Consider the following 17,672-nt stretch of genomic DNA (forward strand, 5'->3'; position numbering starts at 1 on the left):
CCCGCCGTCCCGCGGGGCCCCGCGTCAACGACCGTCAGAAACCGAGCCGTTCCCGGCGCACCGAGTACGCGACGAATCCCGCGCCGAGCGTGAGGCAGAAGGTCCCGCCGATCACGTACGGCGTGCTGTCGAAGCTGCCGGTGTCGGCGAGACGGGTGCCGGTGACGGAGGCGTCCGCGGTCGTGGCCGCGATCCGGGCCTGCTCCGTGACCTGCGGCGACGGGCTCGTCGAGACCGCGTCTCTCACCGGGGAGGCCGACGTCGCGTTCGCGGACGGGACGAACCACAGGGCGCCCAGCAGGGACGCCGCGGCGGTGGCGGTCAGCAACGGGCGGCGAGCGGATGACACGGAATATCGATCCCCTTGTGACGTCGGCGAATTGGCCGTGTGGGGCGATGTTAGTGAAAGTCGCGGGTCACGGGAAAGTCACGGGAGGGCCTCGACGTACGCTCCCGCCATGAGCACTCCAGAGACATCACGTTTTGTACGGCTTCGGGTGGAACTCGTTCTCGAAGTCGACGACGCGGACGCGGTCACCAAGTCCGCGCTGCGCCGGATCGCCGACGAGGCAGAGATGCCGGCGGCGGAACGGGCCCACGCCGAGGGCGCTGTGACGGAAGACACCGCGGAGGCCCTCGCGTACCTCGTGGACCCGTTCGACCTGGTCAGCCAGGTGCCGGGGATCGAGCTCCAGCAGGCCTCCTGGAGCAGTGAACGGATTGACTACGACCCCGATTCGCCGGACTGGGACCTCGACGAGGATGATGGCGCCGACAGCGACGGCTGAGCTGTCCGGGACTCGTGACCCCGGGCGGCAACCGCCGCCCGGGGTCTTCGCGTCTCAAGCGGCGCACCGACCGCACCTGCAACGACCGGCCCCGTCCGTCACGGACGTGGTGATTCCCACACCTGCGCGACCTGGGGAACCGGAGGAGCCGGTCGTAGCGTTGAAAGTTCCGGATGGGGACTCACGAGTCCGGGCGAGGACTCACCGGGTCCGGGCGAGGACTCACGGGTCCCGCCGGGGGCACTCAGGTCTTTTGACGGGGACACTCGGGGTTTTGGGGAAATCGGCGACGATGGAGAAGCGTGTGATGACGGTCAGTAAGCGGCGCAAGGGCCTGACGGTCGCGTCCGCACTGCTCGGCGGAGTGCTGATGCTCTCGGCGTGTTCCGGAGGCGACGACAGTGCCTCCGGGGGCGACGGAGGCGACAGCTCCCAGTCGAAGGTCGACGAGGCGGCGGCGAAGAAGACCTCCGAGGCCCAGATCAAGATCACGCCCGAGGACGGCTCGGACAACGCCTCCATCAACAACTCCGCCGCCGTCACCGTGAGCAAGGGCACCCTCACGGACGTGAAGATGACGACGTCGGAGGGCACCGAGGTCAGCGGCCAGATATCCGCCGACAAGACCAGCTGGAAGCCCACCACCCAGCTGGAGCGGTCCACCACCTACAAGCTGGCGGCCGAGGCGAAGGACTCCGACGGTCGCGTCGCCCACGAGAACGCCTCGTTCACCACGGTCTCCCCGGCCAACAGCTTCATCGGCAATTTCACGCCGGACGACGGCACCACGGTGGGCGTGGGCATGCCGGTCTCGATCAACTTCGACAAGGCGATCACCAACAAGGCCGCGGTCCAGAAGGGCATCAAGGTCAGCACGACCGGTGGCCAGGAAGTCGCCTGCCACTGGTTCAACGCCAACCGCATGGACTGCCGGCCCGAGGACTACTGGAAGGAAGGCTCCACCGTCACGCTGAAGCTCGCGCTCGACGGCGTCGAGGGAGCCAAGGGCGTCTTCGGCGTCCAGCAGAAGACGGTCACCTTCAAGATCGGCCGCAACCAGGTCTCGTACGTCGACGCGAAGACCAAGAAGATGAAGATCACGCAGGACGGCAAGGTCGTCCGCACGATCCCGATCTCCGCCGGCTCGCCCGAGAACAAGACCTACGAGGGCATCATGGTGATGTCCGAGAAGTTCAAGGAGACGCGCATGAACGGCGCGACCGTGGGCTTCACGGACGACGACGGCAAGGGCGAGTACGACATCAAGGACGTGCCGCACGCCATCCGCCTCTCCAGCTCGGGCACGTTCATCCACGGCAACTACTGGGGCGCGAAGTCCATCTTCGGCAACGTGAACACCAGCCACGGCTGTGTCGGTCTGCAGGACGCCAAGGGCGCCAACGACCCGAACACGCCGGGTGCGTGGCTCTTCAACAACTCGATGATCGGCGACGTGGTGGTCGTCGAGAACACCGGCGACAAGACGGTCGCGCCGGACAACGGCCTCAACGGCTGGAACATGAGCTGGGCCGACTGGAAGGCCGGTTCCGCGGTCTGACGATTCGCCGGCTCCACTGACGAAAGGCCGCCGGGGGGCGTCTCTTCTCATCCAGCTCTTATGCGGGGCTCAAGCCCTCATCACAGACCGTCCCTAGCTTGCCGCCATCGCCCGGGCCCTGGTGAAACAGCCGAAGGTACTCCTTGCCGACGAACCCACCGGTAATCTCGACGAATCGATGCGCGACGAGATCATGGACGTACTCGAACGCATGTGGGAGGAACTCGGCCTCACCTTCGTGATGGTCACCCACGACTCGGCGATAGCGAAGAAGGCTCCGCGTGTGGCGACGATCCGCAAGGGCCGGATCTCTGTCAAGGAGAACGCGCGTGCGTAACTACCAGGCCCTGTAACGGAGTTCCGTCGGCCGTGTAACAGACGGCCGACGGAATTCTTACCGTCCTCTCGTCTATTGAGCGCCTGATCACCCCTCGGCATACTGCGTATTCCGGGGGGCGTACGGGCATGCGTACGAGACCACCCCCGGCCGGGTGAACGGGGAATTCACCCGGTTCTTCTGCAAGGGGGAAACTTGCGCAGACAAGTGAAAAGGGCGTACGCGGCCACCGTCGCCACAGCGGCGGCCGTGGCCCTGGCGGCGGGTATGACCAGCCCGGCGTCGGCCAACGGCGAGCAGGCGGCAACGTCCGCCAAGCCGGCGTCCCTTACCGCCAAGCACCGCATCACACTCATCACCGGCGACCGCGTCGTCCTGGACGCCAAGGGCCGCGTCATCGGCCTGGAACACGCCAAGGGCCGTGAGAAGGTACCCGTCCAGATCCGCAAGGTCGACGGCCACACCCTCGTCATCCCGGCCGACGCGGCCCGCCTGGTCGCCACGGGCAAGCTCGACCAGCGGCTCTTCGACGTCACCGAGCTCAACAAGTCCACGACCCGCAAGGCCCAGAAGAAGGGCCTGAAGGTCATCGTCGGCTACCGGGGCAGCGCCGCCGCCACCAAGGCCGACGTCCGCGAGGCCGGCACCCTGAGCCACGCGCTGAAGTCCGTGAACGCGGACGCGGTGCAGACGCCGCAGCAGGACACGCCCGAACTCTGGGACGCGGTCACCAACGGCGAGAAGACCGCCTCCGGCATCGCGCACGTCTGGCTCGACGGCGTCCGCAAGGCCAGCCTCGACAAGTCCGTCCCGCAGATCGGCGCGCCCAAGGCCTGGTCGGCCGGTTACGACGGCAAGGGCACCAAGATCGCCGTCCTGGACACCGGTATCGACGCCACCCACGACGACCTCAAGGGCCAGGTGGTCGGCGCCAAGAACTTCACCACCTCGCCCGACGCCTCCGACAAGGTCGGCCACGGCACGCACGTCGCCTCCATCGCGGCCGGCACCGGCAAGAAGTCCGGCGGCACGTACAAGGGTGTCGCGCCCGGCGCGAAGATCCTCAACGGCAAGGTCCTCGACGACGACGGCTTCGGCAGCGACTCCGAGATCCTCGCCGGCATGGAGTGGGCGGCCGCGCAGGGCGCCGACGTCATCAACCTGAGCCTGGGCGGCGGCGACACGCCCGCGATCGACCCGCTGGAAGCAGCGGTGAACAAGCTGTCCGACGAGAAGGGCGTCCTGTTCGCCATCGCGGCCGGCAACGAGGGCGACTTCGGCGAGCAGACCATCGGCTCCCCGGGCAGCGCCGCCGCGGCCCTGACCGTCGGCGCGGTCGACGACAAGGACAAGCTCGCCGACTTCTCCAGCCGCGGCCCCGGCATGGACGGCGCCCTCAAGCCCGACGTGACCGCGCCCGGCGTGGACATCACCGCGGCCTCGGCCCCGGGCAACCAGATAGCCCAGGAGGTCGGCGAGAAGCCGGCCGGCTACATGACGATCTCCGGTACGTCGATGGCGACCCCGCACGTCGCGGGCGCGGCGGCGATCCTCAAGCAGCAGCACCCGGACTGGAAGTACGCCGAGCTGAAGGGCGCCCTCACCGGCTCCACGAAGGGTGGCAAGTACACCCCGTTCGAGCAGGGTTCGGGCCGGATCCAGGTGGACAAGGCCATCAAGCAGTCCGTGATCGCCGAGCCGGTCTCGGTGAGCTTCGGAGTGCAGCAGTGGCCGCACACCGACGACAAGCCGGTCACCAAGGAGCTGACGTACCGCAACCTCGGTACGAAGGACGTCACGCTGAAGCTGACGTCGACGGCCACCAACCCCAAGGGTCAGGCCGTCCCGTCCGGCTTCTTCAAGCTCGGCGCCACCTCGGTGACGGTCCCGGCCGGCGGCAAGGCCTCCGTGCCGTTCACCGTCAACACCAAGCTCGGCGGCACGGTCGACGGCGCGTACTCGGCGTACGTGACGGCGACGGGCGGCGGCCAGAGTGTCCGCACGGCGGCGGCGGTGCAGCGCGAGGTCGAGTCGTACGACGTGACGCTGAAGTTCCTCGACCGTGACGGCAAGGCGGCGAAGAACTACAGCGCCGACCTGACCGGCATAGCCGGCCTGGGCGAGGGCAAGGGGGTCTCGCCGTACGACGAGGACGGCACCGTCACCACCCGTGTCCCCAAGGGCACCTACGTCCTCAACACGAACATCTACGTGGGCGACGACCCGGAGAAGTACGAGGGCGTCGACTGGCTCGCCCAGCCCAAGCTGAACCTCACCAAGAACACGACGGTCACGCTGGACGCCCGCAAGGCCAAACCGGTGGACATCACCGTCCCGGCCACGGGCGTCAAGTCGGAGTTCGCCTCGGCCGACTACACGGTGGAGACCGACGACACCAGCTACGGCTTCGGCTGGTGGCTCGACTCCTACGACGGCTTCCGCAGCGCCCACGTCGGCCCGCAGATCACCGACGGTTCGGTGACCCAGCAGTGGGACGGCCACTGGTCCAAGGGCGCCAACGAGGAGTACGACGTCGTCGCCGGCGGCAAGGTCAAGCAGCTCGCCACCGGATTCATCAAGCACTACAAGGCGAGCGACCTCGCCACGGTGAAGGCCGGTCTCGGCGCCGCGGCGAGCGGCAAGAAGGGCGCGCTCAACGCGGTGGGCTGGATGCCGTGGAGCAGCGGCGCCTCCTCGATCGGCCTCTCGCAGACCCTGCCCGGCACGCGCACCCTGCACCTGTCCGCGCAGGGCGGCGTGAAGTGGCAGCTCGAGTTCGACCAGTACGGCGGCGTGGACCCGGACGGCTTCCCGACCGACGAGGCCGCCTACGACATGGGCACGCATACGTTCGCCGCCGGCAAGAGCTACGCGAAGACCGTCAACACCGCTGTCTTCGGGCCGCGCCTGACCGGCGACTTCGGTGTCGTCCGCGAGGGCGACCAGATCTACGGTTCCCTGCCGCTGTTCGCCGACGGCAAGGGCAACGTGGGCTACTCGAAGTTCTCCGCGGTCGACACGACGCTGTACCGCAACGGCACCAAGGTCGGCAGCAACGACGACCCGCTGTTCGGCGACAAGCAGTTCAAGGTCCCGGCAGGTGACGCCGCGTACAAACTGACCACGTCGGTCAAGCGCAGCGTCAAGGTCGCGGCGGCCTCCACCCGCGTCGACGCGAGCTGGACGTTCCGCTCGAAGAAGACCAACGGCATCACCAAGCTGCCCGTCTCCACGGCCCGCTTCGGCGCGATCACGGGTCTGGACAGCAGGGTCCCGGCCGGTTTCCGATGCTCGCGGAGCGGCTGCGCCTCGCCGGGCTGGACGCCGACTGGCAGACACTGCTGTGGGAGGCCGCCTCGCTGCCCGCCGGGCGCCTGGTCGCCGCCGCCGACGCGCTGGTCGCGGCAGGGCGGGCGGGGGACGGGCAGCAGATGCTGCGGCAGGGGGTCGCACGGCCCCCGGGCGAGGTCGGAGAGGCCGTCCTCGGCCTGACCGCCGAGCGGCGCCACCGCGAGGTGCGCGTCCTGCTCGACGCGTACGTCAGGGCCCGCACCCCCGAGGAGGCTGCCCGCAGCGCCGAGCCCGATCCGCAGCGCCTCGTGCCGCTCCTGCTGGAGGCCGCCCAGGGCGTGTCGGACGAGCGCCGATGGGATCTCGTGCACGCCCTGCGGGTCGCCGGATTCGCCACCTGACCGGCGAGGTCGCGCCCCGGGCGACTCACCCACAGGAGTGCGAATCGCGCAATGCCCCGCGGGTTGGCGACGATGGTCTTGGCAACCCCGTGCCAGAGGCTTACGTTCGTGGCTCTACGGCCCGCTTCTACGGGCGTAGAGGCGCAGACGTCGCGTCGAAGGAGCAGCTCATGGCCAACGTCGTACGTGCCGCCCTCGTCCAGGCCACCTGGACCGGCGACACCGAGTCCATGGTGGCGAAACACGAGGAGCACGCCCGCGAGGCGGCCCGCCGGGGCGCGAAGATCATCGGTTTCCAGGAAGTCTTCAACAGCCCCTACTTCTGTCAGGTCGAGGAGCCGGAGCACTACCGCTGGGCCGAGTCCGTCCCCGACGGGCCGACCGTGCGACGCATGAGGGCGCTCGCCCGCGAGACCGGCATGGTGATCGTCGCGCCGGTGTTCGAGGCGGAGCAGCCCGGCTTCTACTACAACACCGCGGCCGTGATCGACGCCGACGGCACCTACCTCGGCAAGTACCGCAAGCACCACATCCCTCAGCTCAAGGGCTTCCGCGAGAAGTTCTACTTCAAGCCCGGGAACCTCGGCTGGCCCGTCTTCGACACGGTGGTCGGCAGGGTCGGTGTGTACATCTGCTACGACCGCCACTTCCCGGAGGGCTGGCGGCAGCTCGGCCTGTCCGGGGCCCAGCTGGTCTACAACCCGTCGGCGACCCACCGGAGCCTGTCGTCCCACCTGTGGCGCCTGGAGCAGCCCGCCGCCGCCGTCGCCAACGGGTACTACATCGCCGCGATCAACCGCGTCGGGCAGGAGGAGTACGGCGACAACGACTTCTACGGCACGAGCTACTTCGTCGACCCGCGCGGGCAGTTCGTGGGGGACGTCGCCAGCGACAGCGAGGAGGAGCTCCTGATCCGGGACATCGACCTCGACCTCATCGAAGAGGTACGGCAGACGTGGGCCTTCTACCGCGACCGCCGCCCCGACGCCTACGAAGGGCTGGTGCAGCCGTGACCAACGACCTCCTGGGCCGCCACCGGGCCGTGCTCCCCGACTGGCTCGCCCTCTACTACGAGGAGCCCCTCGAGATCACCCACGGCGAGGGCCGCCACGTCTGGGACGCCCAGGGCAACCGGTACCTCGACTTCTTCGGCGGCATCCTCACCACCATGACGGCGCACGCGCTGCCCGAGGTGACCAAGGCGGTGAGCGAGCAGGCCGGGCGGATCATCCACTCCTCGACCCTCTACCTCAACCGCCCGATGGTGGAACTCGCCGAACGCATCACCCGGTTGAGCGGGATCCCGGACGCCCGGGTCTTCTTCACCACGTCCGGCACCGAGGCCAACGACACCGCCCTGCTGCTGGCCACGGCGTACCGGCGCAGCAACACGATCCTCGCGATGCGCAACAGCTACCACGGCCGCTCCTTCAGCGCCGTCGGCATCACCGGCAACAGCGGCTGGTCGCCGACCTCGCTGTCCCCGCTCCAGACGCTGTACGTCCACGGCGGGGTGCGCACCCGCGGCCCGTTCGCCTCCCTCGGCGACGACGCCTACATCGCGGCCTGCGTCGAGGACCTCAAGGACCTGCTCGGCCACACCCGCGCGCCGGCCGCGCTGATCGCCGAACCCGTCCAGGGCGTCGGGGGCTTCACGGCGCCGCCGGACGGACTGTACGCCGCCTTCCGCGAGGTGCTGCACGAGCGCGGCATCCTGTGGATCGCCGACGAGGTGCAGACCGGCTGGGGCCGCACCGGCGAGCACTTCTGGGGCTGGCAGGCCCACGGGCGCAACGGACCGCCGGACATCATGACCTTCGCCAAGGGCATTGGCAACGGCATGTCCATCGGCGGGGTCGTCGCCCGCTCCGAGATCATGAACTGCCTGGACTCCAACAGCATCTCCACGTTCGGTGGCACCCAGATCACCATGGCGGCGGGCCTCGCCAACCTCAACTACCTGCTGGAGCACGACCTCCAGGGCAACGCCCGGCGCGTCGGCGGCCTGCTGATCGAGCGGCTGCGGGCCGTCGCCGCGCAGATTCCGGCCGTACGGGAGGTACGCGGACGCGGGCTGATGATCGGCATCGAGATCACGAAACCGGGGACCGACGAGGCCGACCCGCAGACCGCCGCGGCCGTCCAGGAGGCGGCCCGCGAGGGCGGCCTGCTGATCGGCAAGGGCGGCGGACACAACACCAGTTCGCTGCGCGCCGCCCCGCCGCTGTCCCTCAACGTCGCGGAGGCCGAGGAGGGCGCCGCGATCCTCGAGAACGCTCTGAGGAGCATCCGGTAGCAGTGGACTGAGCAAGGGACAACGGCGTCATGACCATCACCCTGGATTCCCTGGAGCCCGCGCTGTCGGTGCGGCAGGTCCTCACCCTGGAGCGGGTGCTCGCCGGGGAGCCCGAGGTGGTGGCCGGCGCGAGCCATCTCGACCGGCCGGTGCGCTGGGTGCACGTCGCCGAGGCCGCCGACGTCGGAGTGATGCTCACCGGCGGCGAGATGGTCCTCACCACCGGCGTGCTGCTCGCCGGCGACGAGGGCAAGCAGGCCGAGTACGTCCGGTCGCTGCACCGTGCGGAGGCCGCCGCCGTCGTCCTCGGACTAGGCCGCGCCTTCCCCGCGGCGCCGGATGTGATGCGCCGGGCGGCCGAGCGGTGCGGACTGCCGATGGTCGTCCTGCACCGGCCGTTCCCCTTCGCCGAACTGACCGAGGAGGTCCAGTCGCGGCTGGTGCGGCGCAAGTTCGCCGCCGTCAGCCTCTCCGAGGCCGTCCGCACCGAGCTCACCGCCCTCATCACCGCCGGCGCCCCGCTGCAGCGCCTCCTCGACGAGGTCGCCCGGCACAGCGCCTGCCCGGTCGTCGTCACCAACCTGGCCCACCGCGTCCTCGGCACGGCGGGGGAGCGGCCCGCGGTGGACGACGTGCTGCGCGACTGGGAGCGCATCGCCCGGCAGGCCGGCGGCACCGAGGGCGACGGCTGGATCCGAACCGAACTGGGCGGGCGCGGGGAGCGATGGGGCCGGATCGTGCTGTGCGGCTACCGCGGCGACACCGCCACCGGACGGCTGCTGGCCGACCGTGCCGCCGAGGCCCTCGTCCTGCACCGCATGCTCGCCGGAGGCGCCGCCTGCTCCTGGGAGGAGCAGTCCGCGCAGAGCCTGCTGACCGACCTGGTCAGCGGCGTCGTACCGGCACGGCAACTGCTGCCCCGGGCCCGGGCTGCCGGGCTGCCGGTGAACCGGCGCACCTTCGTGCCGCTGGTCGTCCGCGACGGCGACCCGGCCCGGCTCGAACGGCTCCTGCGGCTGCTGGGCCTGCCCGGGCTGGTCGCCGAACTCGCCGACGGTGCCACCGCCGTGCTGCTCAGCCTGCCCCGGGACCAGGACGCGGGCGCCCTCGCCGCGCACTTCGCGACCCGGCTGCGCACCGAGACCGGCCCGGACCACACGGTCGTGGCAGCGGCCGAACCCCGCGCCGCCTGGGACGACGTACCCACCGGACTGCGCGAGGCCCAGCACGTCGCGGACGCCGTCGCCGACTCCTCCACCGTCCTCGACCTCCCGCCGGTCGTCCGTCTGAAGGACGTCCACCTGCGGGGTCTGATCCGGCTGCTGCGCGACGATCCGCATGTGCAGTCGTTCGCGGAGCGGGAGCTGGACGGGCTGCTGCGCGAGACCGACGAGGACCTGCTGTCGGTCCTGCGCACCTACCTCGCCACCGGCCGCAACAAGTCCCGCACGGCCCAGCTCCACCACGTCTCCCGGCCGGCCCTCTACCGCCGCCTGGAGTCCATACAGGTCCGCCTCGGGGTGGACCTCGACGACTTCGAGCAGGCCGCCTCGGTGCACATCGCACTCCTCGCGCACGACGCGCAACAGCAGTGAAACACGCGACCACCTGGGAAAACGGCGGTGAAACATGGGTCCACGAAAGAGTGACACGGTGGCACGCCGCACGCCCTCGGACGTGACACGCTGCAACTCAAAGACGCCCTCCGCCCTCCCTAGGCTCACGGCACACCGAGCGACCGGAGGTCCCGATGAGCCGAGTGATCCGCGCCGCCGTCTTCCAGACCGCCTGGACGGGCGACAAGGAATCGATGATCCAGGTCCACGAGCAGGCGGCCCGCGACGCGGCCGCGCAGGGCGCTCAAGTCCTGTGCTTCCAGGAGCTGTTCTACGGGCCGTACTTCTGCCAGGTCCAGGACCCGGCCTTCTACGAGTACGCCGAGCAGATCCCCGAGGGCCCCATCGTCCGCCGCTTCCAGGCCCTCGCGAAAGAGCTGGGCATCGTCCTGGTGCTGCCGATGTACGAGGAGGAGCAGCCCGGCGTCCTCTACAACACCGCCGCCGTGATCGACGCGGACGGCTCCTACCTCGGCAAGTACCGCAAGACACACATCCCCCAGGTCAGGGGCTTCTGGGAGAAGTTCTACTTCCGCCCGGGCAACAGCGGCTGGCCCGTCTTCGACACGAAGGCAGGTCGTGTCGGCGTCTACATCTGCTACGACCGCCACTTCCCGGAGGGCTGGCGCGCCCTCGGCCTCGCGGGTGCCGAGATCGTCTTCAACCCCTCGGCCACCTCCCGCGGCCTGTCCGGCTACCTCTGGCAGCTGGAGCAGCCGGCGGCGGCCGTCGCCAACGAGTACTTCGTCGGCGCGATCAACCGGGTCGGCGTCGAGGAGTACGGCGAAAACGACTTCTACGGCACGTCGTACTTCGTGGACCCGGAGGCCCAGTTCGTCGGCGAGGTGGCGAGCGACAAGGAACCCGAACTGGTGGTGAGGGACCTGGACATGGCCAAACTCCGCGAGGTCCGCGACCGCTGGCAGTTCTACCGGGACCGGGCGCCGGGGGCGTACGGCCCACTGACGGCTCCCTAGGCGCCCCGATCGGGGCGCGGGGGACTGCCCGCCCAGCCACACACAACCGGCACGTACCGACTGTGAGGAGCGACACGACATGAGCAGCCGTACAGTCATCCGCGGCGGCCTCGTCATCACAGCCTCCGACGAGATCCACGCCGACGTCCTGATCGAGGACGGCCGAATCGCCGCCCTCGCAACCTCCCACACCCCCGCCGCAGAAGCCTTCACCGCGGACCGGATCATCGACGCCACCGGAAAGTACGTCATCCCCGGCGGCGTCGACGCCCACACCCACATGGAGCTGCCCTTCGGCGGGACCTTCGCCTCCGACACCTTCGAGACCGGCACCCGCGCCGCCGCCTGGGGCGGCACGACGACGATCATCGACTTCGCCGTGCAGAGCGTCGGGCACAGCCTGCGCGAGGGCCTCGACGCCTGGCACGCCAAGGCCGACGGCAACTGCGCGGTCGACTACGGCTTCCACATGATCGTCTCCGACGTCAACGAGCACACCCTCAAGGAGATGGACCACCTGGTCGAGGAGGGCATCACCTCCTTCAAGCAGTTCATGGCCTACCCGGGCGTCTTCTACAGCGACGACGGCCAGATCCTGCGCGCCATGCAGCGCTCCGCCGAGAACGGCGGCCTGATCATGATGCACGCCGAGAACGGCATCGCGATCGACGTCCTGGTCGAGCAGGCGCTCGCCCGGGGCGAGACCGACCCGCGCTACCACGGCGAGGTCCGCAAGGCCCTGCTGGAAGCCGAGGCCACCCACCGCGCCATCAAACTCGCGCAGGTGGCGGGCGCGCCCCTGTACGTCGTGCACGTCTCGGCGACGGAGGCGGTCGCCGAGCTGGCCCGGGCCCGCGACGAGGGGCTGAACGTCTTCGGCGAGACCTGCCCGCAGTACCTGTTCCTTTCCACGGACAACCTCGCCGAGCCCGGCTTCGAGGGCGCGAAGTACGTGTGCAGCACCCCGCTGAGGCCGAAGGAGCACCAGGCCGCACTGTGGCGGGGGCTGCGCACCAACGACCTCCAGGTCGTCTCCACCGACCACTGCCCCTTCTGCTTCACCGGGCAGAAGGACCTGGGCCGCGGTGACTTCTCCAAGATCCCCAACGGGCTGCCGGGCGTGGAGAACCGTATGGACCTCCTCCACCAGGCGGTCGTCGACGGGCACATCTCGCGCCGCCGCTGGATCGAGATCGCCTGCGCGACCCCGGCCCGGATGTTCGGCCTCTACCCGAAGAAGGGCACCATCGCGCCGGGCGCCGACGCCGACGTCGTCATCTACGACCCGCACGCCGAGCAGGTCATGTCCGTCGAGACGCACCACATGAACGCCGACTACTCGGCGTACGAGGGCAAACGCACCACCGGCCGGGTCGAGACGGTCCTCTCGCGCGGCGAACCCGTCATCACCGAGCGGGAGTACACCGGGCACGCCGGGCACGGCGTGTACACCCCGCGATCCACCTGTCAGTACCTCAACTAGGAGTGGCGCAGATGGACTTCGGACTCGTGCTGCAGGCCGACCCGCCGGCCTCGCGGGTGATCAGCCTGATGAAGCGGGCGGAACGCAACGGCTTCACGTACGGCTGGACCTTCGACTCCGCCGTGCTGTGGCAGGAACCGTTCGTGATCTACAGCCAGATCCTCGCCAACACCACGACCCTGAAGGTCGGCCCGATGGTGACCAACCCGGGCACCCGCACCTGGGAGGTCACCGCCTCCACCTTCGCCACCCTCAACGACATGTTCGGCAACCGCACGGTCTGCGGCATCGGCCGCGGCGACTCGGCGATGCGCGTGGCCGGCCGCAAGCCCAACACCCTGGCCCGGATCAGCGAGGCCATGAAGGTCATCAGGGACCTCGGCAGCGGACGGGAGGCCGACCTCGGCGGCGGCACCGTGGTGCGGTTCCCGTGGATCGGTGAGGGCGCCGAACTGCCTGTGTGGATGGCCGCGTACGGCCCCAAGGCCCTGAAGATGGCCGGCGAGGAGGCGGACGGGTTCATCCTCCAGCTGGCCGACCTCTACCTCACCGAGTACATGGTCAAGGCCGTGAAGGACGCGGCCGTCGTCGCCGGCCGGGACCCCGCCGAGGTGACCATCTGCGTGGCCGCCCCGGCGTACGTCACCGAGGACGACTCGCCGGAGGCGCTCGCCCACGCGCGTGAGCAGTGCCGCTGGTTCGGCGGCATGGTCGGCAACCACGTCGCCGACCTCGTGTCCAAGTACGGCGAGCACTCCGCCCAGGTGCCCGACGAACTCACCGAGTACATCAAGGCCCGCGAAGGCTACGACTACTCCCACCACGGGCGCAGCGGGAACCCCGACGCCCAGTTCGTGCCCGACGAGATCGTCGAGCGGTTCTGCCTGATCGGCCCGGTCGAGAAGCAGATCGAGAAGCTGGACGCGCTGCGCGCGCTCGGCGTGGACCAGTTCGCCGTCTACGACATGCACGACGCGCAGGAGGCCGTGATCGAGGCCTACGGATCCCGGGTGATCCCGGCCGTCAACGGCTGACCTCCACCGCCTCACACCCTGTGAACTCCCCCTTCCCAGCGGCTCGGGAAGGGGGCCCAGGGCGCTCCCCGGTGCACCCGGAGCGCACCCCCCATCGGCGCCACCGCACGGCCTTTCCCGTCCCACCTCCCCTGATTGGCCCGGCCCATGACCGATACCGCTCCCACGGCCCCACCGCCGACCGCCCAAGTCACCCTCGCCGACGGCCGGGTGGAGATCGCCCCGGGCGCCCCCGCACCGACCGGCCCCTACGCCAACGAGGACCTGCTGCCGGTCCCGGTGGACAAGCGCACCTGGACCACCTACAACTTCTCCGCGCTGTGGGTCGGCATGGCCCACAACACGGCCTCCTGGACCCTGGCCTCCGGGCTCATCGCCGTCGGCATGGACTGGAAGCAGGCGGTGCTCACCATCGCCCTGGCCAACGTCATCGTGCTGATACCGATGCTGCTCACCGGGCACGCCGGACCCAAGTACGGCATACCCTTCCCGGTCTTCGCCCGGGCCTCCTTCGGCATCCGCGGCGCCAACCTGCCCGCCGTCGTACGGGCGTTGGTGGCGTGCGGCTGGTTCGGCATCCAGACCTGGATCGGCGGCGAGGCCATCTACTTCCTGGCCGGCAAGCTCATCGGCACCGGCTGGACGGAGGCGGCGAAGGTCGGCGGCTACGCCTGGACCATGTGGCTGTCGTTCGCGATCTTCTGGGCGCTGCAGGTCGTCATCATCTACCGGGGCATGGAGACCATCCGCCGCTTCGAGAACTGGGCGGCGCCCTTCGTACTCGTCGGCGCGTTCGTGATGCTGTGGTGGATGAGCGACAAGGCGGGCGGCTTCGGCCCGCTGTTCGACCAGCCCTCCAAGCTCGGCTGGGGCGCGGACTTCTGGAAGCTGTTCGCCCCCGCCCTCATGGGCATGATCGGCTTCTGGTCCACGCTGTCGCTGAACATCCCCGACTTCACCCGCTACGGCAAGAGCCAGAAGGCGCAGACCCGGGGCCAGGCGCTCGGTCTGCCGACCACCATGACGCTCTTCGCGTTCCTGTCGGTGATGGTCACCTCGGGCTCCCAGGCCGTCTACGGCGAGGCCATCTGGGACCCGGTGCAGCTCGCGGCCAAGACCGACAGCACGGTGGGTCTGCTCTTCGCGCTGGTCACCGTCCTGGTGGCGACGCTCTCCGTCAACGTCGCGGCCAACCTGGTCTCGCCGGCGTTCGACTTCTCCAACATCGCGCCCCGCAGGATCAGTTTCCGGGCCGGCGCCCTCGCGACCTGCGTCCTCGGGGTGCTGATCTTCCCGTGGAAGCTGTACTCCGACCCGCAGGGCTACATCTTCACCTGGCTCGGGCTGGTCGGCGGGCTGCTCGGCACCGTAGCGGGCATCCTCATCGCCGACTACTGGATCCTGCGCCGCGCCCGGCTCGACCTCGCCGACCTGTACCGCCCGGGCGGCCGCTACTGGTACGAGGGCGGCTGGAACTGGCGGGCCGTCGTCGCCTTCGCGGTCGGCGGTGTCCTCGCCGTCGGCGGGGCGAGCTTCAAGCCGCTGATCGACGGCCGTCCCGTCCAGGCGCTGGCCGATCTGGCCGACTACGGCTGGGCGGTGGGCCTGGGCACGTCGATGGTGTTGTACCTGCTGCTGATGGCCACACGGGGCCGGAGCACCGTCTGAGGAAGGCGGCGCGCTGGAGGGCGCTCAGCCCTTGTCGCTCTCCAGCGCGGCCACCGCTTCCTTCGCGGCCTTGATGGCTCCCTTGTTGATCGTGTCCGTGCTGGGCGCCTTCTTCGACTCGAAGTCACTGCCGTTGTAGGTGATCGTCACCAGCGCGTTGGAGGCGCGGGCGATCACGACGCCCTCGCGGGTCTCCTGCTTGTCCTCGGTGGTGAGGTTCACGACGGAGTACGCGCTGTCGCCCAGACCGGGGACGGCCCCGCCGCCGCTCTTCTTGTCGAGGTGCGCCTGGTACGACTTCTGCGCGGCGTCGTCCGACTCCATGACCTCGTAGGAGACGTCGAGCCAGCGGTAGTCGTACCCCTTGAGCGCGTTCCAGGAGCAGGTGCGGCGCAGCTCCGAGTCTGTGGAGGGGATCTCCTTGCCGGCCGTCTTGGCGCCCGGCACCAGCGACTCGATCGTCTTCTTGGCGACGCTCTCGCACGGGGCGGGCGCGGCCGAGTACGCCTTCGACACCGTCGACGTCGATGGTGTGGACGCGGACTGGGTGGACGCGGACCGGGTCTCGGTCTTCTCCCCGGCCGGCTTGTGCTCGGCGGCCTGCGGCGCGGCGAACGGGCCGGACGACAGTGCCCAGCCCGCCGCGGCGAGCAGCACCACCGGGGACAGCCGGGCGGTCAGGGCGAGAGGCAGAGGTAGGGGACGCACGGCGCCCTTCTCGTGGGGGACGGAAGGTGCGGAGCGGGTCCGCACGGCGGACGGAACGACAGTGTCACACGAGTGTCTGTGGGGCGGAAGGGCGAACTCGCTCCGTGGCCGCGCGGTGACGGGGGCCCACCATTCGCCGCCCGCATTCGGCCAGTTGGGCGCCCGGTGGGTGGTTTGCGGCAGGTGCGCGTGTAGCCGGGGGCTGGGGTGGTTCCTGCCGAGAAGTGACCGCCCACCTGCGATCCTGCGAGGTTTTGCCAGGACCCCGGCAGGGGGAGGGGGACGGGTGGCGTGCCCATGAGCGCATGCGACGACGAGAGATGAGAAGGCCGTATGTTCACGTCCCGCCCGACCCTGCAGGGCACCTTCGGCATGGTCTCCTCCACCCACTGGCTCGCCTCCCAGTCGGCGATGGCCGTCCTGGAGAGCGGCGGCAACGCCTACGACGCGGCCGTGGCGGGCGCGTTCGTGCTGCACGTCGTCGAGCCGCATCTCAACGGCCCGGCCGGCGAGGTGCCGATCCTGCTCGCCCCGGCCGGCGGTGAGGTGCGGGTGCTGTGCGGTCAGGGTGTCGCACCGGCCGGCGCGACCGTCGCGCACTACCGGGGCCTCGGCCTGGACCTCGTCCCCGGCACCGGGCCGCTCGCCGCCGCCGTACCGGGCGCGTTCGACGCCTGGATGCTGCTGCTGCGCGACCACGGCACCCGCTCCCTCGACGACGTCCTGAAGTACGCCATCGGCTACGCCGAGCACGGACACGCGCCCGTGGAGCGTGTCGGCGAGACCGTGGAGACCGTACGCGAGCTGTTCGAGACGGAGTGGACCTCGTCGGCGGACGTCTACCTGCCCGGCGGCAAGGGGCCGCGCCCCGGCGAACTCTTCGCCAACCCCGCACTCGCCGCCACCTGGAAGCGCCTGCTCGCCGAGACCGCCGGCGCGGGCGGCAGGGAGGCGCGGATCGAGGCCGCCCGGCAGGTGTGGCGCACCGGGTTCATCGCCGACGCCCTCGTCCGCCAGGCCGGGCGCCCCGCCAGGGACACCAGCGGAGAACGCCACACCGGCACCCTCACGGCCGCCGACCTCGCCACCTGGTCCGCGACCTACGAGACACCGGCGACATACGACTGGAACGGCTGGACCGTGTGCAAACCCGGCCCCTGGAGCCAGGGCCCGGTCCTCCTCCAGCAACTCGCCCTGCTGCCGGCCGAACTGCCCCGCTACGGCTCGGCCGACTACGTCCACCTCCTGGTCGAGAACTGCAAGCTCGCCATGGCCGACCGGGAGGCCTGGTACGGCGACGCCGCCGACGTGCCCCTCGACGACCTGCTGTCCGACGCCTACAACACGGCCCGCCGCGCCCTCGTCGGCGAGCGGGCCGAGAACGACCTGCGGCCCGGCAGCCCCGGCGGACGCACCCCGCGGCTGTGCGCGCACGCGCGCGTGGCGGCCGACGCCCAGGAGGGCTACGACGCCCTGGGCGTCGGCGAACCGACCGTCGCCAAGAGCCCGGCGTCC

14 protein-coding genes and 1 pseudogene are annotated in these 17,672 nt (G+C 70.0%); 13 read left to right on the top strand and 2 right to left on the bottom strand.

From position 1 onward, the window contains the following. Positions 1-34 precede the first annotated feature (34 nt). Positions 35-349 carry a hypothetical protein gene (locus ABZ281_RS01310; RefSeq protein WP_356650880.1) on the bottom strand — a complete coding sequence of 105 codons (315 nt, stop codon included), beginning with the start codon at positions 347-349 and terminating at the stop codon, positions 35-37. A 109-nt stretch (positions 350-458) separates the two neighbouring features. Here ABZ281_RS01310 and ABZ281_RS01315 point away from each other — a divergent pair, with 109 nt between their 5' ends. The 12 genes and pseudogenes from ABZ281_RS01315 (at position 459) to ABZ281_RS01370 (ending at position 15,449) form a co-directional block, all read left to right on the top strand. Beyond that, complete coding sequence (locus ABZ281_RS01315) at positions 459-788, top strand: hypothetical protein (RefSeq protein ID WP_356650882.1); 330 nt, start codon at positions 459-461, stop codon at positions 786-788. Between the two features lie 307 nt (positions 789-1,095). Beyond that, on the top strand, positions 1,096-2,346 hold the full coding sequence (locus tag ABZ281_RS01320; RefSeq protein WP_356650884.1) for an Ig-like domain-containing protein: 1,251 nt from the start codon (positions 1,096-1,098) through the stop codon (positions 2,344-2,346). Positions 2,347-2,449: 103 nt separating this feature from the next. Then, positions 2,450-2,683, top strand: a pseudogene (locus tag ABZ281_RS01325) (ABC transporter ATP-binding protein); the annotation flags it as partial. A gap of 207 nt (positions 2,684-2,890) precedes the next feature. Then, positions 2,891-6,175, top strand: coding sequence for a S8 family peptidase (locus ABZ281_RS01330; protein ID WP_356650910.1), 3,285 nt, complete (start codon positions 2,891-2,893; stop codon positions 6,173-6,175). Further along, entirely contained in the window at positions 6,115-6,375 is a 261-nt protein-coding gene (locus ABZ281_RS01335) for a hypothetical protein (protein ID WP_356650886.1), read from the top strand. Before ABZ281_RS01330 ends, ABZ281_RS01335 begins: the two co-directional genes overlap by 61 nt. 170 nt (positions 6,376-6,545) lie before the next feature. Continuing rightward, positions 6,546-7,388, top strand: a complete 843-nt coding sequence (locus ABZ281_RS01340) for a nitrilase-related carbon-nitrogen hydrolase (RefSeq protein ID WP_356650888.1) — start codon at positions 6,546-6,548, stop codon at positions 7,386-7,388. Beyond that, complete coding sequence (locus ABZ281_RS01345; protein ID WP_356650890.1) at positions 7,385-8,671, top strand: aspartate aminotransferase family protein; 1,287 nt, start codon at positions 7,385-7,387, stop codon at positions 8,669-8,671. The genes ABZ281_RS01340 and ABZ281_RS01345 overlap by 4 nt, the downstream gene beginning before the upstream one ends. Positions 8,672-8,700: 29 nt before the next feature. Next, the gene (locus tag ABZ281_RS01350; protein WP_356650892.1) at positions 8,701-10,266 is read left to right on the top strand and encodes a PucR family transcriptional regulator; all 1,566 of its coding nucleotides are present in this window, start codon (positions 8,701-8,703) and stop codon (positions 10,264-10,266) included. Positions 10,267-10,421: 155 nt separating this feature from the next. Next, on the top strand, positions 10,422-11,264 hold the full coding sequence (locus tag ABZ281_RS01355) for a nitrilase-related carbon-nitrogen hydrolase (RefSeq protein WP_356650894.1): 843 nt from the start codon (positions 10,422-10,424) through the stop codon (positions 11,262-11,264). Between the two features lie 79 nt (positions 11,265-11,343). Continuing rightward, the gene (gene hydA, locus ABZ281_RS01360) at positions 11,344-12,747 is read left to right on the top strand and encodes a dihydropyrimidinase (RefSeq protein WP_356650896.1); all 1,404 of its coding nucleotides are present in this window, start codon (positions 11,344-11,346) and stop codon (positions 12,745-12,747) included. A gap of 11 nt (positions 12,748-12,758) precedes the next feature. Beyond that, a complete protein-coding gene (locus ABZ281_RS01365; RefSeq protein ID WP_356650898.1) occupies positions 12,759-13,781 on the top strand; it encodes a TIGR03842 family LLM class F420-dependent oxidoreductase in 1,023 nt (340 codons plus the stop codon). Between the two features lie 147 nt (positions 13,782-13,928). Next, positions 13,929-15,449, top strand: coding sequence for an NCS1 family nucleobase:cation symporter-1 (locus tag ABZ281_RS01370; RefSeq protein WP_356650900.1), 1,521 nt, complete (start codon positions 13,929-13,931; stop codon positions 15,447-15,449). A gap of 24 nt (positions 15,450-15,473) precedes the next feature. Here the strand turns inward: ABZ281_RS01370 and ABZ281_RS01375 are convergent, their stop codons facing one another. Continuing rightward, positions 15,474-16,157, bottom strand: coding sequence for a hypothetical protein (locus ABZ281_RS01375; RefSeq protein ID WP_356650902.1), 684 nt, complete (start codon positions 16,155-16,157; stop codon positions 15,474-15,476). Between the two features lie 333 nt (positions 16,158-16,490). On the opposite strand from ABZ281_RS01375, the gene ABZ281_RS01380 reads away from it, so the two are divergent. After that, positions 16,491-17,672: gamma-glutamyltransferase (locus tag ABZ281_RS01380; protein WP_356650904.1), on the top strand; the 1,182-nt coding region annotated here is incomplete at its 3' end.

The organism is Streptomyces sp. NPDC006265 (assembly GCF_040613555.1).
GTDB lineage: Bacteria > Actinomycetota > Actinomycetes > Streptomycetales > Streptomycetaceae > Streptomyces.

Excerpts from the sequence above, each read along its gene's own strand:
- ABZ281_RS01350 (WP_356650892.1), top strand. The coding sequence starts at position 8,701 with ATGACCATCACCCTGGATTCCCTGGAGCCCGCGCTGTCGGTGCGGCAG.
- ABZ281_RS01335 (WP_356650886.1), top strand. The coding sequence starts at position 6,115 with ATGCTGCGGCAGGGGGTCGCACGGCCCCCGGGCGAGGTCGGAGAGGCC.
- ABZ281_RS01370 (WP_356650900.1), top strand. The coding sequence starts at position 13,929 with ATGACCGATACCGCTCCCACGGCCCCACCGCCGACCGCCCAAGTCACC.
- ABZ281_RS01320 (WP_356650884.1), top strand. The coding sequence starts at position 1,096 with ATGACGGTCAGTAAGCGGCGCAAGGGCCTGACGGTCGCGTCCGCACTG.
- ABZ281_RS01355 (WP_356650894.1), top strand. The coding sequence starts at position 10,422 with ATGAGCCGAGTGATCCGCGCCGCCGTCTTCCAGACCGCCTGGACGGGC.
- ABZ281_RS01340 (WP_356650888.1), top strand. The coding sequence starts at position 6,546 with ATGGCCAACGTCGTACGTGCCGCCCTCGTCCAGGCCACCTGGACCGGC.
- hydA (WP_356650896.1), top strand. The coding sequence starts at position 11,344 with ATGAGCAGCCGTACAGTCATCCGCGGCGGCCTCGTCATCACAGCCTCC.
- ABZ281_RS01315 (WP_356650882.1), top strand. The coding sequence starts at position 459 with ATGAGCACTCCAGAGACATCACGTTTTGTACGGCTTCGGGTGGAACTC.
- ABZ281_RS01365 (WP_356650898.1), top strand. The coding sequence starts at position 12,759 with ATGGACTTCGGACTCGTGCTGCAGGCCGACCCGCCGGCCTCGCGGGTG.